The sequence below is a fragment of the Micromonospora sp. NPDC005257 genome (genome assembly GCF_042872445.1).
In the GTDB taxonomy this organism is placed as follows: Bacteria; Actinomycetota; Actinomycetes; order Mycobacteriales; family Micromonosporaceae; genus Micromonospora.
The window spans coordinates 21528-43846 of record NZ_JBIAKL010000004.1 but is presented as its reverse complement, the minus strand read 5'-3'; the positions used below and the strand labels follow the sequence as shown (position 1 = coordinate 43846).

The following is a 22319-nucleotide window of genomic DNA, read 5'->3' as shown; positions in this document are numbered from 1 at the left end:
GGACCGCACCGCATGAAGGCAACTCGGCTCGGAGCCGCCGCGCTGGCCGCGGCGTTGCTCGGCACGCTGGTCGCCGGCACGCCGGCGCAGGCCGCACCCGGCGACAACAGCACCGCCACTTACCCCTCCACCGACTGCGTCACCGACCCGGCCACCCCCAAGCGCCAGTTCCGGGCCATGTGGATCGCCTCGGTGACGAACATCGACTGGCCCAGCAAGGACTCCTGGACCGCGCCGGACCAGGTGGCCAAGCAGAAGGCCGAATACCTGGCCTGGCTGGACCTGGCGCAGAAGCTCAACCACAACGCCGTCGTGGTCCAGGTCCGCCCGACCGCCGACGCGTTCTGGCCCTCGCCGTACGAGCCGTGGTCGGAATACCTGACCGGCGTACGCGGCAAGAACCCGGGCTGGGACCCGCTGGACTTCCTGGTCGCCGAGTCGCACAAGCGCAACCTGGAGTTCCACGCCTGGTTCAACCCGTACCGCGTCTCCATGCCCGCGCCCGGCGGCGCCGGCGCCGACCTGTCGCAACTGGCCCCGGACAGCCCGGCCCGCCAGCACCCCGACTGGGTCTTCGCCTACCCGCCGGCCGGCGTCGCCGGCAGCCGGCTCTACTACAACCCCGGCGTCCCGGAGGTCCGCGAGTTCGTCCAGACCGCGATGATGGACGCGGTCAAGCGGTACGACATCGACGGCGTGCACTTCGACGACTACTTCTACCCGTACCCGAGCGGCACCCACCAGGTGCCCGACGACGCCACGTTCGCGGCGTACAACAGGGGCTTCACCGACAAGGCCGACTGGCGGCGGGACAACATCAACCTGCTGATCCAGGAGATGAACGCCAAGATCAAGGCGGTCAAGCCGTATGTGAAGTTCGGCGTCAGCCCGTTCGGCATCTGGCGCAACGCGTCGGCCGACCCGAACGGCTCGGACACCACCGGCTCGCAGTCGTACGACATCATCTCCGCCGACTCCCGCAAGTGGGTCAAGGAGGAGTGGATCGACTACATCGTGCCGCAGCTCTACTGGTACATCGGCCAGTACCCGGCCGCCGACTACGCCCGGCTGGTGCCGTGGTGGGCCGAGCAGGTGCGCGGTACGCGGGTGCAGCTCTACATCGGCCAGGCCGACTACAAGAGCGGTGACCCGGCGTACGGGTCGTTCTGGATGAACCCGCAGGAGCTGTCGAACCACCTGACGCTCAACCGGTCGTACCCGGAGGTGCTCGGCAACGTGCACTTCTCCGCGGTGCAGGTCCGGGCGAACCGGCTCGGCGCCACCGACATCTACGCCGCCGAGCACTACTCCCGGCCGGCGCTGGTGCCCACCATGACGCACCTGCCGCGTAAGCCGCTGCTCTTCCCGGTGGTCACCAAGGCCCAGCGGGAGGCGGACGGGGTACGCCTGAGCTGGCGGCAGCCGGCAGACGGCAAGGGGCCGCTCGGCACCGCCGCGTCGTACGCGATCTACCGGTTCGACGGGCACGGCCTGGCCGGGCGCTGCGACTTCGCAGACGCCTCGCATCTGGTCGGCACCGTGCGGGCCACCGACGGCGCCGTGCAATCCTGGCTGGACAGCACAGCTGCCGACGGCGCCCGCTACACCTACTACGTGACCGCGCTGGACCGGCTGGCGAACGAGAGCCCGGCGAGCCTGCCGCGCTTCGTGCGCTGATCTCCACCGGATGCCCCCGGGCCGCCTCGCCGGCCCGGGGGCATTCGTCTGTTTGGGCGAATGTCAGCGAGCCGTTCCCCGAAGCATCGCCGCAGCTCATCGGCTTGATCGACACTTGTCGACATCCGGAGATCCCGGACGCCACCCCCGCGGAGGTTCCCGTGTCCCGTCGCCTCGCCACCACCCTCGCCGCCGGAACACTCGCCCTGCTCACACTGCTCGGCCTGGCCACACCGGCCGCCGCCGCGGTGAGCACCCAGCAGAAGCTGTCCGTCCTGACCAGCTGGACGCAGACCAGCGCGTCCAGCTACAACGCCTGGAACAGCGCCCGGCAGAACCGGTCGCCCTGGGCCGAGTACGGCTTCGACTGGTCCACCGACTACTGCTCGTCGAGCCCGGACAACCCGATCGGGTTCAACTTCAAGCTCTCCTGCTACCGCCACGACTTCGGCTACCGCAACCACAAGGCGATGGGCGTCTTCTCCGCCGGCAAGTCCCGGCTGGACAACGCCTTCTACGCCGACCTGAAGCGGGTCTGCGCCACGTACAACGCGGTGGTGCGGCCCGCCTGCTACAGCCTCGCCTGGACGTACTACCAGGCGGTGAGCGTGTTCGGCTCGGTCGCCGCCGTGTCCCGGGCCGACCTCGACCGCGCCGCCCGGATGAAGGCCGAGGCCGAGCGCCGCGCCGCCGCCCGAGCCTGACGGGTGGGGAGCCCGCCGCCCGGCGGGCTCCCCGCACAGCCGTTCAGCGGCCCGGCTCAGCCCGTCGTGCTGCGCGGCTCGAACGCCGGCCACGAACCCCGCGTCTGCCCGCCGAACCGGGGCGAGTCGGCCGCCATGTCCGGGTGCTCCACGTGCAGCGCGAGCGCCGCGACCTCGTCCAGCCGCAGCCCCGCACCGGCGCCGTACGCGGCGTCGAACGCCTCGTCCCCGAGCACCCGGCGCAGCTCCGTCTGCCGGGCCGACCAGTACGGACCGTAGATCCCCGGCGTGGCCCGCAGGTTCGCCCGGGTGGCCTGCGCCGCGCCGAACAGCCGCGCCGCGGAGAGCGCGTCCCCCGCGAGCGCGCAGCGCACCGCTATCGCGTTTATCGTGTCGCAGGCCCGGCCCAGGTAGCCGTGGCTCATCCGGGACCGCAACGCCACCAGCAGGTGCTCGTGCGCGGCGACCAGATCGCCCCGGGCCAGCGCCACCATCCCGAGCAGCATGTCCACGGAGCGGCCGCCCCGCTCGGCCGGCCGGGACGCCTCGACCGGACGGGCCGCGGCCAGCAGGTCGGCCGCCTCGTCCAGCGCGCCCCGGCGCCAGAGCAGCTCGGAGAGGTTGTAGACGGCCAGCAGCGCGTCCCCCACCACGTCCTGCGCGTACGCCCAGTCGATCACCTCGCGGCAGATCCGCTCCGCCTCGGCGAACTGCCCCATGTCGACCAGCGGCGCCGCGCGTCCGGCCAGCACCCGGGCCAGCAACCCCCGGTCGCCGGACTGCCGGGCGGCCGCCTCGGCCCGCTGCGAGTACCGCAGCTCCTCGCCGAACTCGCCGTCCGCGCCCGCGTGCAACGAGTGCATGTGGTACGCGGCGGCCAGCTCGGCGTCCGGCATCACCTCGCCGGTCTCGGCCAGCCGGCCGTAGAGCCGGAACAGCCAGAGCCGCCCCTCCCGGGCCAGCCCGCGCTCCCGCCACCACTGGTCCAGGTCACCGGCCAGCGACAGGCCCGACCGGGCGCTGCCGCCGGTGGCGCACCAGCGCAACGCGGCCCGCAACTCGTTCGCCAGCGGGTCGAGCGCGTACAGGGAGAGCGTCACCGGGCGGCCGTCCGGCCCCAGGTGCGCCCGGTCCAGCGCGTGCCGGCACCAGGCGACGTGCCGGTCCCGGGCGCTCTGCTCCTCGCCCGCCTCGACCAGCCGCCGGGCCGCGTACGCCCGGATCGGGTCGAGCATCCGGTACGTGCTGCCGGAGGCGTGCGGCTCGGCCAGCACCATCGACTTGTCCACGAGCACCGAGAGCGGGTCGAGCGGGTCCTCGTCGAGCAGCCACTGCACGGTGGGCAGGTCCAGCGGACCGGCGAACACCGCCATCCAGCGCAGCAGCCGGGCCGAGCGCGCGCCGAGCGTCCGGTACGACCAGGTCACTGTGGCCTGGATGGTCAGGTGCCGCTCGCTCGCCGAACGCTGCACCGCGCGGGTCGCCGGGGTCGGCGGGGCGGCGCCGGTCGCGGCGGCCGCCAGGTCGACGGTGTCCTGCTGGTTGCCGCTCCAGCCCGCCTCCACCGGCGGCGGCTCCGCCGTCTCCCGGCCGGCGTCGAGCGTGCCCAGCATGTCGTCCAGCCGCTCGGCCAGCTGCCCGGCCGAGAGCACCCGCAGCCGGGCCGCGGCCAGCTCTATGGCCAGCGGCAGCCCGTCCAGACGGCGTACCACCCGGTGCAGGTCGGCCTGCTCGGCCGGCTCCGGCGCCCGTCCGCCCCGGGCCACAGCGGTGCGGTCCAGCAGCAGCGCCACCGCGTCGCTCCCCCCACCGTCGGGGTCCTCGTCCACCGACAGCGGCGGGATACGCCACACCACCTCGCCGGGCACGCCGAACGACTCCCGGCTGGTCGCCAGCACCCGCACACCCCGCCCACCGGCCAGCAACCGACCGATCACGTCGGCCGAGGCGGCGGTCTGGGCGTCGCAGGTGTCCAGCAGCACGAGCATCCGGCGCGGCGCCGCGTACTCGACGAGGGTGTCGACCATCGGCCGGCCCGGCTCCGGGCGGAGGCCGAGCACTGCGGCGATCTCGAACGCCACGAGCCCCGGGTCGGTCACCGCGGCGATGTCGACGAACCAGACGCCGTCCGGGTAGTCCTCGACGGTCCCGGAGGCCAGCTCCACCGCCAGCCGGGTCTTGCCGGCACCGCCCGCGCCGAGCACCGTCACCAGCCGGTACGCCTCGACCAGCCGGCCCAGCTCGGCGCGCTCGGCCTGCCGGCCGACGAACGAGGTGACCTGGGTGGGCAGGTTGTGTGCCGTCGCGTCGGCGGTACGCGGGCGCGGGAACCGCCGCTCCAGCCCCGGCGCGACGAGCTGGAACAGCCGCTCCCGGTCGTCGAACCCGCGCAGCCGGTGCAGACCGAGGTCCAGCAGGGACACCCCGTCCGGCAGCGGGTCGGCGTGCCGGGCGGTGGCGGCCGAGCAGAGCACCTGCCCGCCGTGCGCGGCGGCGGCCACCCGGGCGGCCCGGTGCACCTCGGGGCTGGCGTACTCGCCGTCGCGGGGCTCGGCGTAGCCGGTGTGCAGCCCCATCCGTACCCGTGGGGTGGCGTCCGGGTTGGGCCATTCGTGCTCGGCGAGCGCCCGCTGCGCGGTCAGGCAGGCGCGGACCGCGGCAGCGGCGTCCGGGAACGCGAGAAAGAACGAGTCCCCCTCGGTCAGCAGCTCCGCGCCGTCCGTGCCGGTCAGGGTGTCGCGCAGCAGCCGCCGATGCTCGTGCAGCACCGGGCGGTAGACCGGGCCGAGCATCCGGGCCAGCCGTGTCGAGCCCTCGATGTCGGTGAACACGAAGGTCACCCACCCGCTGGGGAGGTGGTGTCCTTGGGACATACGTCGAACCTCCGCCCGGTGACGTCGGGTTCATACTGCCCTATGGTCGCGCCGTCACGCATCGTGAGAACGGCTGGGCAGATTCCGCCCCAAGGTGCCAAAAGATCACACCGACGGCAAGACCCCGATCGACACGCGGGACGGACGCCCGAAAGTCAGCAACCGCAGGAGCCGCCGCAGCAACCACCACCGCTGGGAATCCCACCGCTCGGGGCGGCGCCGCCCCGGCCGGTGACGGCCACCGTGGACAGCAGTTTCACCGTGTCGGCGTGGCCCTGCGGGCAGGTGGCCGGCCGTGCGACCTCGGCCATCGGACGGTTGACCTCGAAGGTGTCGCCGCAGGCGCGGCAACGGAACTCGTACCGGGGCATGACCCAAGCGTACGGCCGGGCCTGACGTCGTCACCCCGATGGGTGATACTCGACGAGTGGTGGACGGCGAACGGCGAGCGACGGCCCGGCCCCTGCGACCCGCCGCGCCACCCGACGACGGCGCCCGGTCCATCCCGCGTCAGCGCAGCGACCGCGACTCCCTCCCGCCGGAGTCACCGGCCGACCGGCAGCCCGCAGCCGACCCGGGTACCGCGACCGGCCCGGACGCCGGGCCCGGCGCCGGGGCAGGCACGACGCCGGACCCCACGCCCGCAGCCGGGGCGAAGCCGACCGTCGAGCCGGACGCCGCGCCCGGCGGGAAGCCGCCGCCCGAGCCGGACGCGAAGCCGCAGCCCGAGCCGGGAGCGGACGGCGGGCGACGTCGGCGGATGCCGTTCGCACACGCCGTCCGGGCGCGGCCCGGGCAGGTCGCCGCCGGGGCGGCCCGGGCCACCCGCGCCTGGTCCCGGCGGCCCGGCGGGCGCACCACTCTGCCCGCGCTGTTCCTGCTCGCGCTGGTCGCCGCGGCCGCCACGGCCGGCGCGGTGGTCGTACCGGCGGCGGTCGGCCGGCCGCAACCGATCGCCGAGGCCACGCCGTCGCAGAGCGTGCCGCAGACGGCCGCGGCACCCGCCACGCCTCCGTTGCCGGGCCTGACCGGGCTGCCCGGCACGGCCGCGCCGACCGGCATGCCACTGCCCGGCACGCCACTACCCGGTGCGAGCACCGCCCCGGTGCTGCCCGCCGGCCGTCCGGCCGACGCGCTCGCCGGCTGGGCGCAGCGGGTCAGCGCGGTGACCGGCGTCCCCGTGGTGGCGCTCCAGGCGTACGCCTACGCCGAGCTGGCGCTCGCCCAGACCAACCGCGGCTGCCAGCTGAGCTGGACCACGCTGGCCGCCATCGGATACGTCGAGTCGCGCCACGGTGCGGCGAACGGCGCCACGCTGCAAGCCGACGGACGGGCCCTGCCGGAGATCAAGGGGCAGCCGCTCGACGGTCAGGGTGGCCGGTCCCGCATCCCCGACACCGACCAAGGGCTGCTCGACGGCGACCGCGTCTTCGACCGGGCGCTCGGCCCGATGCAGTTCATCCCGACCACCTGGCAGGAGATCGGCGCGGACGCCGACGGCGACGGCGTGAAGAACCCGCACGACATCGACGACGCGGCGCTGGCCGCCGGGCTCTACCTGTGCAAGGGCGGCCGGAACATGACCATCCCGGGCGACTGGTGGAGCGCCATCCTCTCCTACAACGACGTGCGTCGGTACGCCCAGGCGGTCTTCGACAAGGCCGACGAGTACGGCAGGCTCAGCCGCAACGTGAGGTGACGGCTCGCGTACATTCGCGGACTGAACCCTTCCCCCCGGCTGCCGTTGGCGGCAAGCTAGACGGGTGATGGTGCGCGAATGGGATCCCCGGACCGCGTCGTCCGCCGAGATCGCCTCCCTGCTGGACACGCTGAACGCGGTCCTGGCGGCCGATCTGCCGCAGGATCCGCCATGGCGGGAGAGTTCCCTGCGGGAGTATCTGTCCGAGGTGATGCCCGGCGAGCGGCGAATCTCGTGGGTCGCGCAGGACGACACCGCGCCGGACGGCACGCCCGGCGCGATCCTCGGGCATGTGCACGTGCTGCTGCTCGGCGGGATCGGCGTGCTGGAGGTGCTGGTGCACCCGGCGATCCGGCGCAGCGGGGTCGGCCGCGAGCTGGTGCGGGTGGCCGCCCGCCGGGTCTGGGACGAGGGCTTCCAGTCGATCGGCGTGGAGGTGGTCGGCGACACCCCGGCCGTGGGGTTCTACGAGTCGCTGGGCTTCACCCGGGACTACGTGGAGACCCGCAGCGTGCTCGACCTGGGTTCGGTGGACTGGCCGGCGCTCACCGAGATGGCCGCCGGGCTCGGCGCGGGCTACCGCGTGGAGTTCTGGCCGGGCGGCCCGCCGGACGAGCTGATCGGGGCGTACGCGCGGGCCAAGGCCGAGGTGCGCGACTCCGACGACGTGGAGCTGCGACCCAGCTCCTACGACCCGGACCGGCTGCGTGACAGCCTCGCCACGCTGCACCGGCGCGGCATGAAGCCGTACATCGTGCTGGCGCTGCACGAGCAGACCGGCGAGGTGGCCGGGTTGACCGAGGTGGTCGTGCCGGCGCAGCACCCGACCCGGGCCGACCAGTACGACACGATCGTCGTCCACGATCACCGCGGCTACGGCATCGACCGGGCCATCAAGGCGCGGATGCTGCTGGAGCTGCGCTCGGCCGAGCCCGAGGTGATCGAGGTGCAGACCTGGAACGCGCAGGACAACGAGTCGATGCTGAAGGTCAACGCCGAGTTGGGCTACCGCCCCGACCGCGACTGGTGCGAATACGGTGTGGACGTCGCCGAGCTGGTGCACCGGCTGGACAGTCATCGCTGATCGTTCACCAGCCGGTCATCGACAGGGCTGGACGGCGCACCCACGAGAGCCTTAACGTTCGTTAGTTCACGTCCACCCATCGTGGAGGCCCCATGCGCCCGCGCCGCACCCTCGCCGCGCTCGCGACCGCCGCCGTCACCCTCACGGCGATCGCTGTCGCACCCACCGCGGCCAGCGCCGCGCCCACCGACCTGTTCATCTCCGAATACGTCGAGGGGTCGTCCAACAACAAGGCCGTCGAGCTGTACAACGGCACCGGCGCCCCGGTCGACCTGGCCGCCGGGGGCTACCAGCTCCAGCTCTTCTTCAACGGCGCCACCACCTCGACGAACGTGGCCCTGACCGGGACCGTCGCCGCCGGTGACGTGTTCGTCTTCGCCGCCTCGTCGGCCGGCCCGGCGATCCTCGCCCAGGCCGACCAGACGTACTCCGGTTCGCTGTTCAACGGCGACGACGCGGTCGTGCTGCGCAAGGGTGCCGCGGTGGTCGACTCCCTCGGCCAGGTCGGCGTCGACCCGGGCACCGAGTGGGGCAGCGGGCTGACCAGCACTGCGGACAACACGCTGCGCCGCCTGCCCTCGGTGACGGCCGGCGACACCGACCCGGCGGACCCGTTCGACCCGGCCGCGCAGTGGGCCGGCTTCGCCACCGACACGTTCGACGGGCTGGGCAGCCACACCGTCGGCGGCGGCCCGGCCGACCAGCCACCCACGGTGGCCTGCGGCGGCGCGCTGACGCTGTCGGCGGGCGCCACCGCGACCCGTGAGGTCACCGCTACCGACGCCGACGACACGGTCACCGACCTGGCTGTCACCTCGGTCGTGCCGGTGCCGGCGAGCGGCTCGATCAGCCGTACCGCGTTCACCCCGGCGGCAGCGGACGGCGGCACGGCCACCGCGACGCTCAGCGCCACCGGCCTGCCGGCCGGCGGCTACGCGGTCACAGTGACCTCCACCGACGACGAGGGCGACACGGCCACCTGCACGCTCACCGTGCAGGCCACGAGCGTGCTGTCGATCGGCGAGGTGCAGGGCCGCACCGCGGACGACGAGGACGGTCGCACCGACCGGTCGCCGCTCGCGCCGGCCAGCGGCAACGGCACCAGCTCCACGCTGTACGACGTACGCGGCGTCATCACCGGCATGTCGCTGACCCGCAGTTCGGCCGGGGCCGACCAGTGGGGCTTCTACCTCCAGAGCCGGCTCGGCACCTCCGACGGCGACCCGCTGACCTCCGACGGCCTGTTCGTCTTCATGGGCTCGTTCACCACGCTGATCGGCGGGTACGCCCCGGCCGTCGGTGACGAGGTCGTACTGCGCGGGCGGGTCTCCGAGTACTTCGACCAGACCCAGCTCTCCGGCGCCTCGCTGGTCCGCAAGCTCGACTCCGGCCTCGACGTGGACACCGTCGTCCGGGTCGACGACGCGACCCCGCCGGCCGAGGCGGCCGCCGCCGACCTGTTCTGGGAGCGGCACGAGGGCGAGCGGATGCGGGTACGCGCCGGCAGCGGCGTCTCCGCTCCCCGGCACATCTACTCCTCCACCGCCGACTCCGAGATCTACGTGCTGGACCGCGAGGACCCGATCATGAAGCGGTCCGACCCGTACGCCCGCCGGGTGTTCCGGGACGCCCACCCGCTCGACGACATCCCCGGAACGCTCTTCGACAACGGCAACAACCAGCGGATCCTGCTGGGTGCCGGCGGCGTGAAGGCGACCGCCGGTGATTCCCGGGCGCTGCTGCCCGAGGCGCGCACCTTCGACACGCTCACCGAGGACGCCTACGGCTCCGTCTCGTACGCGTTCAGCAAGTACAGCGTGCAGCCCGAGCAGCTCACCCTGACCGGTGGCACGGACCCGGCCGGGAACCACCCGCCGCAGCCGGCCGACCGCGGCAGTGAGGTCGCGATCGCCACCTACAACGTGGAGAACCTGTACGACTACCGGGACGATCCGTTCGACGGCTGCGACTTCGCCGGCAACACCGGCTGTCCCGGTGTCAGCCCGCCGTTCGACTACGTGCCGGCGAGCCCGGAGGCATACGCCGCCAAGCTGGCCGTGCAGGCCCGGCAGATCGTCAACTCGCTGCACAGCCCGGATCTGATCCTGGTGCAGGAGGCCGAGGACCAGGACATCTGCTCGGTGGTCGACGGCGCCCTCGCCTGCGGCGACGCCAACAACGCCGACGGCGCGCCGGACACGGTGCAGGAGCTGGCGCTGGCCATCGCGGCGAACGGCGGCCCGGCCTACGCCGCCGCGTACGACCGGACCGGTGCGGACGCCCGGGGCATCGCCTCGGCGTTCCTGTACCGCACCGACCGGCTGACGCTGGCCCAGGCGACCGCCGCGGACCCGCTGCTGGGCTCCGCCCCGACCGTCCAGTACCGCTCGGCGGCGCTGCCGTCGAACGCCGAGGTCCAGAACCCGAAGGCGTTCAACGCGGTGCTGCCGGCCGACGTGGACCGGTCGACCGGGGTGGACGGCAGCAACGTCTACACCCGCGCGGCGCAGGTGGCCCGGTTCACAGTGAAGGCCGCGCCCGGATCGAGTGAGCGGTTCACGCTCTGGGCGGTCGCCAACCACTTCTCGTCCGGTCCGGACAGCCGGGTCGGGCAGCGCCGGGAACAGGCCGCGTACGGGGCGGCGATCGTCCGGGCGGTCGAGGCGAGCGACCCGGACGCCCGGGTGGTCTACGGCGGCGACCTGAACGTCTTCCCCCGCCCGGACGATCCGATCGCCACCGCACAGAACCCGACCCCGTCGGACCAGCTCGCCCCGCTGTACGACGCCGGGCTGCACAACCTCTGGGACGACCTGGTGGCGGACGCGCCCGCGTCGGCGTACTCGTACACCTTCAGCGGTCAGGCGCAGACGCTTGACAACCTCTTCGTCAACGACCCGATGCACAAGGACCTGGTGCAGGTACGGACGGCGCACGTCAACGCCGACTACCCCACCGACGCGCCGGAGCTGGGTGACCGGGGCGCCAGCGACCACGACCCGCAGGTGGCCCGGTTCCGGTCGCGCGCCTCGCTGCGGGTGGCGGACACCTCGATCACCGAGGGCGACAAGGGCACCCGCGCGATGACGTTCACCGTCAGCGTGTCCCGCCCGCTCTCCGAACCGGCCCTGATCTGCGCGGCCACCTACGGCGGCACCGCCCTGGCCGGGTCGGACTACGACCCGTACGTGGGCTGCCGGCTGCTGGCCGCGGGCCGGACCTTCCTGGAGTTCCCGGTCACCGTGCGCGGCGACCGCAGACGCGAGGCGGACGAGAAGCTCACGCTGTACGTGGGCGGGGTGCCGGGCCTGCGGCTCGTCGACCCCTCCGGCGTCGGAACGATCCTGAACGACGACTGAGCGGTGTGGCGCGCGGCGGCCCGTCGATTCGCTCATGGGCGGATGGGCGGGCCGCCGCGGTATCCGCACCGCTGCGGGTCGGGCGGGGGCGGCACGTTCCGGTACTTGGCCACCCGTACCTCCCACTGGCTTCGGCGGCGCAGCCAGTCCCGGACCTCCCGGTTGCGATAGAAGGTTTCCGGCGGGCGGGCCAGCCCGTACCGGTCGGCCCACCACTCCCCCGGCTCCGGGTCGGTGACCACGTCGAGGTGGGACGGGTACCGCCGGTCCGCGCCGTCCCGCAGGTCGGCCCGGTCGCGCATGGGCTTGAGCACCCGGCCGGCCTCGTCGACGACCACTAGCCGGAAGCCGGCCGTGCCCACGATGCGCGACAGCATGGCCAGGCTCGGCGTCAGGCTGCCCGCCTCGATACGCCCGATCGTGCTCGGATGGACCCGGGCGAACCGGGCCAGCTCACGTTGGCTGGCGTCGCCCCGGCGGCGCACCGCCCGGACGATCCCAGGCGCCGGGAACGGCACGTCGAACGGCTCGGTGAGCAGCGCCGGCCCGTCGTCTCCCGCCGCCGCGGCGGGCACGCCGGGTGCGGCGGGCACGCCGGGTGCGGCGCAGGCTCCCGTGCCCGTGCCCGTGCCCGTGCCCGCGCCTGTGGCAGCGGCGGTGGCGGTGGCGGTGCCGCTACGGGCGCCCGTGGCGGTACCGGTCGCGGCGGACGCCTCCGGCTCGGTGTCGGCGATGTCTGTCACGCCGCCCACGGTCCCGTCCCCGCACCGACCGGGCAACCCCGCTCCCCGCCCCTGTGGAAAACCCGGGACGCGGCGTCCAACTCCGCCTGACAGCGACCACCAGAACATACAGAGAGTGACACTTACTCGACGTTAAGAGCCACTGCCAAAGCGATAGACCCAGCCGCAGCATAAAATCGACTAAACGGACACAATGCCCGTGACTCCCGCGGCAGTGATAACCACCAGGGCAGACTTTGCTCTGCAGCCACCGCGGCAGCGCTCACGTTTCGTGACCGTTGCGCCCATGGCTGCAGAGCAAAGTCGGCGAGGGGTCAGGTGTGGTGCCACCCGAAAAGACACGCTGAGTCACTGCCTTGGGCTGTGGACAGCGCGCGGCGACCAACAACGAAAAGGCGAAACCGGAGAACTCCGCGAGCGGCGGTCAGTAGCGCTCGCGCAGCAGCCGGGCTGCCTCGACGGCCCAGTAGGTGAGGATGATCTGGGCGCCGGCCCGGCGAATCGAGGTGAGCGTCTCCAGCATCACCCGCTCCCGGTCGATCCAGCCGTTCGCGGCGGCGGCCTCGACCATCGCGTACTCGCCGGAGACCTGGTAGGCGGCGACCGGGACGTTCACCGCGGCCCGGACCGCCGACACCACGTCGAGGTAGGGCAGCGCCGGCTTGACCATCACCATGTCGGCGCCCTCGGCCACGTCCAGCTCGACCTCGCGCAGCGACTCCCGCAGGTTCGCCGGGTCCTGCTGGTAGGTGCGCCGGTCGCCCTCCAGCGCCGACTCCACCGCGTCGCGGAACGGGCCGTAGAAGGCGGAGGCGTACTTCACCGCGTACGCGAGCACCGAGACGTCCTGGTGCCCGGCGGCGTCGAGCGCCTTGCGGACCACGCCGACCTGGCCGTCCATCATCCCGGAGGGCCCGACCACGTGGACCCCGGCGGCGGCCTGGGCCACCGCCATGTCGGCGTACGCGGCGAGCGTGGCGTCGTTGTCGACCCCGCCCTCGGGGGTGAGCAGGCCGCAGTGCCCGTGCGAGGTGAACTCGTCCAGGCACAGGTCGCTCATCACCACTGTCGAGTCACCGACCTCGGCGATCACGTCCCGAATAGCGGTGTTGAGCACGCCGGCCGGGTCGAGGCCACCGGAGCCGGTCTCGTCCCGCGCCGCCGGCACCCCGAACAGCATGATCCCGCCGACCCCGGCCTGGACCGCCTCGGCGGCGGCCTTGCGCAGCGAGTCCCGGGAGTGCTGGAGCACCCCCGGGAGCGACGCGATCGCCCTCGGCTCGGTCAGCCCCTCCTTGACGAACATCGGCACGACCAGCTCGGCCGGGTCGACGCGGGTCTCGGAGACCAGCCGCCGCACGGCCGCGTTGCTGCGCAGCCGGCGGGGCCGGATCTCGGGGTACGGCATGACGGGGCCTCCTGTCAGCGGAACCGCAGGGCCGTCGGGCCCTGCACCTTGGAGCCCCGGCGCTGCTTCGCCGGCATGGCGGCGAGCTTCTCCCGCAGCTCGACGGCGTAGGCGGCGAGCGCCTCCACCAGGTCGGGCACCGAGGCGTGCGGCGGCTGCACGTCGACGCGCAGGCCGAACTCGGTGGCCGTCTCCGCCGTCTTGGGCCCGATCACTGCAACAACCGTCCGCGCGTGCGGCTTCCCGGCGATACCGACGAGGTTCCGCACGGTGGACGACGAGGTGAACAGCACCGCGTCGAACCCGCCCGACTTGATCGCGTCGCGGATCTCGGCGGGCGGCGGGGCGGCGCGCACGGTGCGGTACGCGGTCACGTCGTCGACCTCCCAGCCGCGCTCGGTGAGGCCGGCGGCCAGCGTCTCGGTGGCGATGTCGGCGCGCGGAAGCAGCACCCGGCCGACCGGGTCGAGGATCTCGTCGTGCGGCGAGAACTCGGCCAGCAGGCCCTCGGACGACTGCTCCCCGGAGGGGATCAGCTCGGGCTGGATGCCGAAGGCGCGGACCGCCTCGGCGGTGGCGTCACCGATGCAGGCGATCTTCACGCCGCCGAAGTGGCGGGCGTCGAGGCCGTGCTCGGCGAACTTCTCCCACACCGCCCGGACCGCGTTCACCGAGGTGAAGATCACCCAGGCGTACCGGCCGTCGACCAGGCCCTTTACCGCCCGCTCCATCTGCGCCGGGGTGCGCGGCGGCTCGACCGCGATGGTCGGCACCTCGCACGGGATCGCCCCGTACGCGCGCAGCCGTGCGCTCATCACGCCGGCCTGCTCCTTGGTGCGGGGCACCAGCACCTTCCAGCCGTACAGCGGGCGGTTCTCCCACCAGCTCAGCTTGTCGCGGTCGGTGACGGCCGCGCCGACGGTGAGCACCACCCGGCCGGTGAAGCCGAGCGCCGCCGCGACGAAGGAGTCGACCGTCGACGTGGTGGTGTACTGCGTCTCGCCGGTGCCGTCGCCGGTCACCCCGACCGGGGTGGTGCCGTCGACCCCGGCGGCCAGCAGGCCGTCCCGGACGGCGGCCAGGTCACCGGCGTCCACGGCGAGCGCCAGCGAGCCCCGGCCCACGGCCGTGGCTAGCGCCTCGAAGTCCAGCGCGGTGACGTCCTCGACGTCGGCGGCGGTGCGTACGCCCGGCAGCGGGACGCCCGCGTAGGTGGCCACGCCCTCGGCCTGGCCGACGCCCGGCACCACCTCGAAGTGCGCGGCGGTACGAGCGACCGCCTGCACCTCCTTGACCACCGAGTCGTGGCCGAACGGGTCACCGGCGACGAGGTGCACGGCGTTCTGCCCGGACCGGGCCGCGGAGATCAGCACCTTCGCCACGTCCCCCGGCACGCCCTCGGCAGGGCTGAACTCGGCGTCGGGCCGGGCCTGGGCGCGGACGTGCGCCAGGAGCGACTCGGGTACGCCCCGGTCGTAGACCACCTGGTCGGCCTCGACCAGGGCGTCCAGCGCCCGGCGGGTCAGCAGGCCCGGGTCGCCGGGTCCAGCCCCGACGAATGCGATCTGGCCGACGGGCTTACGGGTGCGGGTCATTCTGTGCTCCCAAGTTGCTGGGTCCCCGGGCCGGCCTGAGCGTCCTGGCCGAGGATCGAGTCGGCGCCGAGTTCGAGGAGTTCGGCGGCGAGTGCCTTGCCGATCTCCGCCGCGTCGGCGGGCGTTCCGGTGCGGGACAGCCGGAGGTCACGGGTACCGTCCGGGCTGATCACCGCACCGCGCAGGTAGATCTCCTGATTCACGTCGCCCTCGTCGGTGGGCTCGCCTTCGGCGAGGACGGCGTACGCGGCCACGGGTGCGCTGCACCCTGCCTCCAGGGTGGCCAGCAGCGCCCGCTCCGCGGTGATCGCGGCGCGGGACGGTTCGTCGTCGAGCAGCGCGAGCAGCTCGATCACGTCCTGGTCGTCGGCCCGGCACTCGACGGCCAGCGCACCCTGGGCGGGCGCGGGCAGCATGAGCATCGGGTCGAGCGTCTCGGTGATGACGTCGGCACGGCCGATCCGGTTGAGCCCGGCGCGGGCCAGCACGACGGCGTCGAGGTCGGCGTCCGGGCCGAGCACCCGGGCCACCCGGGTGTCGATGTTGCCCCGGATCGGGGTGACCTCCAGCTGCATGCCCAGCGCGTGCAGCTGGGCGATCCGGCGCAGCGCGCCGGTGCCGACGCGGGCGCCGGGTGGCAGCTCGGCGAGCGTACGGCCGTTCGTCGCCACCAGCGCGTCGCGCGGGTCCTGCCGGGGCGGCACGGCCGCGACGTGCAGGCCGGGCGCCGCCGCGGTGGGCAGGTCCTTGTACGAGTGGACGGCGAAGTCGATCTCACCGGCGGTCAGCGCGTCGCGCAGCGCGGAGACGAACACACCGACGCCGAGCCGCTGGACCGGGGCGGTGGACCTGTCGCCTGCGGTCACCACCTCGACCAGCTCGACCGGGCGGCCGGTGGCCGCGGTGAGGGCCTCGGCGACGTGGCCGGACTGGGCCATCGCCAGGGCGCTGCCCCGGGTACCGAGGCGAAGGGGGGCGGTCATCGCGCACCTCCGGTGGGCGGGACGTCGGCGGCGTCGAACGACGGCCGGCCGTCGAGGTCGGTGGTGACCACGTCGGGGACGGTGTCGACCGGGGACGTCTGCGGGACGTCCAGGTCGAACAGTTCGCGCAGCAGCGCCGCGTACTGGTCGCCGCCGGGCTCGGCGGCGAGCTGGCGGACCCGTACGGTCGGCTGGTGCAGCAGCCGCTGCACGACCCGGTGCACGGTGCGGGCCACCTCGGCGCGCTGGTCCTCGCTGAGGTCGGGGCGGCGCTGGCCGAGCCGGCGCAGCTCGGCGGTGACGACGTCCTCGGCCCGGCCGCGCAGGGCGGCCACCGTAGGCGCGACGTCGGCGCCGCGCAGCCAGCTCAGGAACGCCTCGACCTCGTCGGCCACGATCCGGGCCACCTCGGCGGCGTCGGCCGCGGCCGGTCCGTCGGCGAGCACGGTGACCATCCGGTCGATGTCGATCACCTCGACGCCGGGCAGCTCGGCGACGCCGGGCTCGACGTCGCGCGGAACGGCCAGGTCGAGCAGGATCAGCGGCCCCCGGTCGGCGTCCCGGCGGGCCAGCGCCCGGGTCACCACGTCGCGGGTGAGCACCGGCTCGGTGGCGGCGGTGGCGGCCACCACGACGTCGACGGCGGCGAGCGCGGTGATCAGCTCTGCCATCGGCACGGCGGCGGCGCCGTACGACTCGGCGAGCCGGACGGCACGGGCGGCGCCCCGGTTCGTCACGGTGAGCGGGCCGGCGCCCAGCCGGGACAGCGTGGCCACGCCCAGCGAGCCCATCGCGCCCGCGCCGACCACCATGGCGGGCCGGCCGGCCAGGTCGCCGTCGAGCAGGTCGGCGGCGAGGTCGAGGGCTGCGGTGACGACGCTCTGCCCGGCCCGGTCGATGTTGGTCTCGGCGTGTGCGCGCTTGCCGACCCGCAGCGCCTGCTGCATCAGCTCGTGCAGCAGCCGCCCGGCCGAGTCGGCGCCACCGGCCCAGTGGTACGCGTCGCGGAGCTGGCCGAGGATCTGCGCCTCGCCCACCACCATCGAGTCGAGCCCGGCGGCCACCCGGAAGACGTGGTCCACGGCGGCGGCGTCGTAGTGCACGTAGAGGTGCGGGGCGAGCGCCGACGGCTGGCAGCCGGCCTGGTCGGCCAGGACCGCGCAGATGTCACCGAGCCCGCCGTGGAACCCGGAGACGGCGGCGTAGACCTCCACCCGGTTGCAGGTGGAGACCAGGACGGCCTCGGCCACGTACGGCTGGGCGATCAGGCGGTCGAGCGTGCGGGTGAGATCGGCGGGCGGGACGGCCAGCTGTTCCAGGGTGGCGACCGGGGCGGTGCGGTAGGACGCGCCGACGACGAGCAGTTTCACGTGCCGATCGCCTCCTGGGTCTCGGTTGTCGCGAGTCCGCCGGGCAGGGCGGTGAGGGCGGACCCGCCCGTGGCGGGGAGCGCGGTCAGCGATGCCTTGCGGTGCTCGTGGAAGGACAGGATCTGCAGCTCGATGGCGAGGTCGACCTTGCGCACGTCGACCCCGTCCGGAACCGAGAGTACGCACGGCGCGAAGTTGAGGATGCTCGTCACGCCGACGGCGACCAACTGGTCGGCGACCGCCTGGGCGGCCGGGGCGGGGGTGGCGATGACGCCGATCGAGATCGAATCCTCGGCGACGATGGCGGGCAGTTCGTCGACGTGCCGTACGACCAGGCCGTTGATCTCCTCGCCGACGCGGGACCGGTCGGCGTCGAGCAGTGCGGCGATGCGGAATCCGCGGTTGGCGAAGCCGTCGTAGCCGGCCAGGGCGTGACCGAGGTTACCCACGCCGACGAGCGCGACGGCCCGGCACTGGGTGAGTCCGAGCACCGAGGAGATCTGGTCGATCAGCAGCGCGACGTCGTAGCCGACGCCCCGGGTGCCGTACGAGCCGAGGTGGGACAGGTCCTTGCGGAGCTTCGCGGAGTTGACGCCGACGGCGTTCGCGAGGCCCTCGCTGGACACCGTCTCGTGCCCGGAGTCGGCGAGCGCGTGCAGCGCACGCAGGTATTCCGGAAGCCGGGACACGGTCGCCTCGGGCAGGTCCGGAAGCGCCGGTATGGCACCGGTGCGATCGGGCGCGCCTGGTTGACGGTGCTGGCTCATGAGACTCCGTGCGGTGCGATCCTCGACCAGCGACGGGGGCCGGTCGTTTCGGGACTCCCGCTGGCGACCGAGATTGCCGGCTGTGCTAGCAGGGCGCGTCGAAACTACAGAGTAGGTGTTTGTGAAGGGGTGCACAAATCGCGATCTTGAAAGCTCGCGACGCGCCTTCACCTGCCCCTCCATTCCCGCAAGATCGATCAACCGCGTCCGTCGGCGGCGTGTGGCGATTATTGCTCAATCCAGACTTCTCTGACCAATCGCACGGGCCCTGTAGCGCTCCGTGACCGGCGTGGCGAGGCGAGTCTCACGTTTTCGAGTAGGGAGAACCCCACCCCGAAGAGGCCAGCGTGCGGGATGGGTCGGCGGCTCACGCGCCCATAGCCTCGAACCATGACCGCCATACCGCTGAACGCGCCCACCCCGCTGTCCCCCGTCCGGGGGCTCCTGCACCGCCTCGCCCGTGACACCACCTACGTGCTCGTGGGCCTCCCGTTGGCGATCGTCGGGTTCGTGCTGGCAGTGGTGGGGATCGCACTCAGCGCCGGATTGCTGGTGACCACGCTCGGCCTGCCGATCCTCGCCGGCTTCCTCTACGCGGCCCGAGGGCTGGCCGACATCGAGCGGCTCCGGCTCGCCGGCGTGCTGGACCGGCCCCGGGTACGCCCGGTCTACCGCACGCCGGAGCCGGGCGCCGGGTTCTGGCGCCGGGTCTTCACCCCGATCCGGGACGCGCAGTCGTGGCTCGACCTGCTGCACGCGTTCGTCCGGCTGCTGGTGGCGGCGCCCACATTCGTGCTGCTGGTGGTCTGGTGGGTGCTGGCCCTGGGCGGCACGCTCTACGTCACATACGACTGGGCGATCCCGCGTGGCGCGAGTGACCAGGACCTGAGCCAGCTCCTCGGGATGGGCGACGGCGCCGGGGCGCGGATCACGCTGAACACCGCGATCGGCCTGTTCGCCCTGTTCACCCTCCCGCTGGTGGCGCGCGGTTGCGCCCGGCTCGAGGCCGGGCTGGCGTACTCGCTGCTCACCGGCGTGGCCGAGATGCGGCAGCGGATCATCACGCTGGAGGAGCAGAAGCGGGCCGCCGCCTCGGCCGAGGCGGTCGCGCTGCGCCGGCTGGAGCGCGACATCCACGACGGCCCGCAGCAGCGGCTGGTCCGGCTCGCCATGGACCTCGGCCGGGCCCGCCACCAGCTCGCCGCCGACCCGGAGGCCGCCCGGCAGACGATCGACGAGGCGGTCGCGCAGACCCGGGAGACGCTGGACGAGCTGCGTGCCCTGTCCCGGGGCATCGCACCGCCGATCCTGGTCGACCGGGGCCTGCCCAGCGCGCTCGCCGCACTCGCGGCCCGCGCCCTGGTACCCACCGAGCTGACGGTGGACGACGACCTGGGCACCGCCGCCGGACGGCTCGACCCGGGGCTGGAGAGCACCGCGTACTTCGTGGTGGCCGAGGCCTTGACGAACGTCTCGAAGCACAGCCGGGCGACCGCCTGCCGGGTGGAGGTCACCCGGAAGGTGGGCCGGCTGGAGATCACCGTCACCGACGACGGCGCGGGCGGCGCGCACCTGGCCAAGGGGCACGGACTCAGCGGCATCGCCGACCGGGTCCGGGCGGCGGGCGGCACGCTCGAGGTGGACAGCCCGGCCGGCGGCCCGACCCGGATCCACGCCGAACTGCCGAGGTGAACCGGGCCGCCGTGCGGTGACGCGGCGCCCGGTATCCGGGTCGCCGGGCGGGTGCCGGGTCCAGGCGTGATAGACACCGGACCCATGCGGGTGGTGATCGCGGACGATGCCGTACTGCTCCGGGAGGGGCTGGTCCGGCTGCTGACCGAGTACGGGCACGAGGTGGTGGCGGCCGTCGGTGACGGTGACGCGCTGGTGGAGGCGGTGGTGGCGCACCGGCCCGACGTCTCGGTGGTGGACGTGCGGATGCCGCCGTCACACACCGACGAGGGCCTGCGCGCCGCGGTGGAGGTCCGCCGCCGGGTGCCGGGCACGCCGATCCTGGTGCTGTCCCAGTACGTCGAGGTGTCGTACGCCGACGACCTGCTGGACACCGCGGGCGGGAGCGGCGGCGGAATCGGCTACCTGCTCAAGGACCGGGTCGCCGCGATCGACGAGTTCCTGGACGGCCTGGCCCGGGTAGCCGCCGGCGGCACCGTGCTCGACCCGGAGGTGATCAGCCAGCTGCTGGTCCGGCGGCGGCGCGACGACCCGCTCGGATCGCTGACCCCGCGCGAGCGCGAGGTGCTGGCGCTGATGGCCGAGGGACGCTCGAACACCGCCATCGCGCGGGCGCTCGTGGTGAGTGACGGCGCGGTCGAGAAGCACGTTCGCAACATCTTCACCAAGCTCGACCTGCCCCCGGACGCGACCACCCACCACCGCCGCGTCCTGGCCGTCCTGGCCCACCTGCGCGCCTGACCGGGCCGGTCAGGTCAGCGTGCGGGCCAGTGTCACCGCGTCGGTGAGCGTGTCGGCGGCCGGGTGGCCGCTGCCGCGCAGCCGGTCCGGGTCGGAGAGGCCGCCGGTGTAGAGGACGCAGCGCGCGCCGACCGAGGCGGCCGCGTCGGCGTCGTCGAGCGAGTCGCCGATCAGCACCACCTCCTGCCCGCCCAGCCCCAGCTCGGCCAGGTGCTTCTCCAGCCACTCGGCCTTGTGCCCGCCGCCGACCGTGGCGCGCAGCCCGTCCACCCGGCGGAAGTGCGGGGTCAGCCCGTACGTGTGCACGGTCGGCACCAGCTCGTCGTGGAACCACATGGACAGCAGCGACTGGCTGCCCTCCCACGCCTCGATCGCGGCGGTGGCGTCGGCGGCCAGGGCGCAGGTGGTGAGCCCGGCCCGGTACGCGTCGTGGAAGACCCGGTCGAGCACGCCGAAGGCGTCGGCGTCGACGGCCCGGCCGAGCATCTCGGCGTAGTAGTCGGCGATCGGCCGCCGGAACCGTACCCGGTGCTCGGCCGCGGTGACCGCCGGCCCGCCGGCGCGGGCGAAGGCCACGTTGGTGGCCCGGACCACCAGGTCGAGGTCGTCGAGGAGCGTTCCGTTCCAGTCCCACACGAGGTGGCGTCGCATACCCGTCACCCGAGCACTCTAAGGCTAGAGCTGCGGCGTGGTCAGATCGCGCAGCAGCCGGTCCTCCTCGACCCGCCAGTAGCCGTGCTCCTTGCCGTCGAGCAGCACCACCGGCAGCCGGTCGCCGTAGTCGCGCTCCATCTCCAGGTCTCCGGTGACGTCCCGCTCCACCCAGCGGTCGCCGGTGACCGCCACCACCCGGTCCAGCGCGGCCTTGGCGTCGTCGCACAGGTGGCAGCCGGGCCGGGTGATCAGGATGAGCCTCGGGTCGCTGGACATCGGATACCTCCGTGCGGATCTCGGTCGGCGCCGGCGACGGCACCGGGGGGCGCCGGGCGCAGCTCGGTCCTGTGTACCTTCCCGATCGCCGAGCACGGCAGGCCGTCGGCGAACTCGACTGCGGTCGGGCAAGGTGAACCCGGCCAGGTTACGCGCGCGGTGGGCGAGCAGGTCCGCCGCCGTCACCGGCGGGCCGGCCGCCCGGACCACGTACGCCCGCACAGTCTCGCCGGTTCGCGGGTGCGGCACGCCCAGGACGGCCGACTCGGCCACGCCGGGGTGCGCCCGGACGCGTGGAACAGCGGTGGCGGGAGCCCGGACACGCCCGCCGGGTCCCCCGCACGGGACTGCAATTGCCGTAGCGTGGGATTCCCCGCCACGGGACGAGGATCTCCACGGATGTCCGGCGGTCCGCCCGAGGTGAGCCGTCCGCACCGCCCCGCGACACGCCGAGTGAAAAGAAAATCGGCTCCGACCAGGGCTTTCCACTGCAGACCAGGTTCCGGCGCGAAAGTCAATCGCCCGCGACGGACAACCGGTCCGCCATGTGTGCGACCTGGCGGGAAATACTTCCGCTCTGTGTAACGGACTTGCCACGCGTGGGTGACGTTGGCCCTATCATCACTCGGGTCGGCTCACCCCATTTGCCGTGAGTCGACACCCCTCAGCCCGAGGAGGCCCCCGTGCCGTTGAG

At 73.5% G+C, this 22319-nt stretch carries 17 protein-coding genes and 1 pseudogene; 7 read left to right on the top strand and 11 right to left on the bottom strand.

Going from position 1 to position 22319, the window contains the following annotated elements; all coding sequences use genetic code 11:
- The first annotated feature begins 12 nt into the window (after positions 1-12).
- Entirely contained in the window at positions 13-1677 is a 1665-nt protein-coding gene (locus ACFYO8_RS09895; protein ID WP_354874572.1) for a family 10 glycosylhydrolase, read from the top strand.
- Between the two features lie 161 nt (positions 1678-1838).
- Positions 1839-2381 (top strand): phospholipase, encoded by a 543-nt coding sequence (locus tag ACFYO8_RS09890; protein WP_354874574.1) that lies wholly within the window; start codon positions 1839-1841, stop codon positions 2379-2381.
- 56 nt (positions 2382-2437) lie between these two features.
- Here the strand turns inward: ACFYO8_RS09890 and ACFYO8_RS09885 are convergent, their stop codons facing one another.
- Both ACFYO8_RS09885 and ACFYO8_RS09880 read right to left on the bottom strand, forming a co-directional pair.
- Positions 2438-5254 (bottom strand): ATP-binding protein, encoded by a 2817-nt coding sequence (locus ACFYO8_RS09885; RefSeq protein ID WP_387256947.1) that lies wholly within the window; start codon positions 5252-5254, stop codon positions 2438-2440.
- A 155-nt stretch (positions 5255-5409) separates the two neighbouring features.
- Positions 5410-5625 carry a zinc ribbon domain-containing protein gene (locus ACFYO8_RS09880; protein ID WP_355094138.1) on the bottom strand — a complete coding sequence of 72 codons (216 nt, stop codon included), beginning with the start codon at positions 5623-5625 and terminating at the stop codon, positions 5410-5412.
- Positions 5626-5663: 38 nt separating this feature from the next.
- On the opposite strand from ACFYO8_RS09880, the gene ACFYO8_RS09875 reads away from it, so the two are divergent.
- From ACFYO8_RS09875 to ACFYO8_RS09865, 3 genes are all read left to right on the top strand, one after another.
- The gene (locus ACFYO8_RS09875) at positions 5664-6953 is read left to right on the top strand and encodes a murein transglycosylase (RefSeq protein WP_387256946.1); all 1290 of its coding nucleotides are present in this window, start codon (positions 5664-5666) and stop codon (positions 6951-6953) included.
- A 67-nt stretch (positions 6954-7020) separates the two neighbouring features.
- Positions 7021-8037: a GNAT family N-acetyltransferase gene (locus ACFYO8_RS09870; RefSeq protein WP_355047352.1), complete on the top strand. Its 1017-nt coding sequence runs from the start codon at positions 7021-7023 to the stop codon at positions 8035-8037.
- Positions 8038-8129: 92 nt separating this feature from the next.
- Entirely contained in the window at positions 8130-11396 is a 3267-nt protein-coding gene (locus tag ACFYO8_RS09865; protein WP_354874582.1) for a lamin tail domain-containing protein, read from the top strand.
- Between the two features lie 32 nt (positions 11397-11428).
- On the opposite strand, the gene ACFYO8_RS09860 is transcribed toward ACFYO8_RS09865, so the two are convergent.
- From ACFYO8_RS09860 to ACFYO8_RS09835, 6 genes are all read right to left on the bottom strand, one after another.
- Positions 11429-12139, bottom strand: coding sequence for a helix-turn-helix transcriptional regulator (locus ACFYO8_RS09860; RefSeq protein WP_387256944.1), 711 nt, complete (start codon positions 12137-12139; stop codon positions 11429-11431).
- A gap of 424 nt (positions 12140-12563) precedes the next feature.
- Entirely contained in the window at positions 12564-13547 is a 984-nt protein-coding gene (gene hemB / locus ACFYO8_RS09855; protein ID WP_354874586.1) for a porphobilinogen synthase, read from the bottom strand.
- Positions 13548-13561: 14 nt separating this feature from the next.
- Positions 13562-15142 (bottom strand): uroporphyrinogen-III synthase, encoded by a 1581-nt coding sequence (locus tag ACFYO8_RS09850; protein WP_354874588.1) that lies wholly within the window; start codon positions 15140-15142, stop codon positions 13562-13564.
- Entirely contained in the window at positions 15139-16125 is a 987-nt protein-coding gene (hemC, locus tag ACFYO8_RS09845) for a hydroxymethylbilane synthase (protein ID WP_354874590.1), read from the bottom strand. The genes ACFYO8_RS09850 and hemC overlap by 4 nt, the downstream gene beginning before the upstream one ends.
- The gene (locus tag ACFYO8_RS09840; RefSeq protein WP_354874592.1) at positions 16122-17495 is read right to left on the bottom strand and encodes a glutamyl-tRNA reductase; all 1374 of its coding nucleotides are present in this window, start codon (positions 17493-17495) and stop codon (positions 16122-16124) included. The genes hemC and ACFYO8_RS09840 overlap by 4 nt, the downstream gene beginning before the upstream one ends.
- Complete coding sequence (locus ACFYO8_RS09835) at positions 17492-18262, bottom strand: redox-sensing transcriptional repressor Rex (RefSeq protein ID WP_354874594.1); 771 nt, start codon at positions 18260-18262, stop codon at positions 17492-17494. The genes ACFYO8_RS09840 and ACFYO8_RS09835 overlap by 4 nt, the downstream gene beginning before the upstream one ends.
- 390 nt (positions 18263-18652) lie before the next feature.
- On the opposite strand from ACFYO8_RS09835, the gene ACFYO8_RS09830 reads away from it, so the two are divergent.
- Positions 18653-19954, top strand: a complete 1302-nt coding sequence (locus ACFYO8_RS09830) for a sensor histidine kinase (RefSeq protein ID WP_354874596.1) — start codon at positions 18653-18655, stop codon at positions 19952-19954.
- A gap of 84 nt (positions 19955-20038) precedes the next feature.
- A complete protein-coding gene (locus ACFYO8_RS09825; RefSeq protein ID WP_354874598.1) occupies positions 20039-20695 on the top strand; it encodes a response regulator transcription factor in 657 nt (218 codons plus the stop codon).
- A gap of 9 nt (positions 20696-20704) precedes the next feature.
- Here the strand turns inward: ACFYO8_RS09825 and ACFYO8_RS09820 are convergent, their stop codons facing one another.
- The 3 genes and pseudogenes from ACFYO8_RS09820 to ACFYO8_RS09810 all read right to left on the bottom strand — a co-directional run.
- Entirely contained in the window at positions 20705-21346 is a 642-nt protein-coding gene (locus ACFYO8_RS09820) for an HAD hydrolase-like protein (protein WP_354874641.1), read from the bottom strand.
- 24 nt (positions 21347-21370) lie between these two features.
- Positions 21371-21625, bottom strand: a complete 255-nt coding sequence (locus ACFYO8_RS09815) for a glutaredoxin family protein (RefSeq protein WP_013288752.1) — start codon at positions 21623-21625, stop codon at positions 21371-21373.
- 177 nt (positions 21626-21802) lie between these two features.
- Positions 21803-21874 (bottom strand): annotated as a pseudogene (locus ACFYO8_RS09810) (hypothetical protein); the annotation flags it as partial.
- Positions 21875-22319 lie beyond the last annotated feature (445 nt).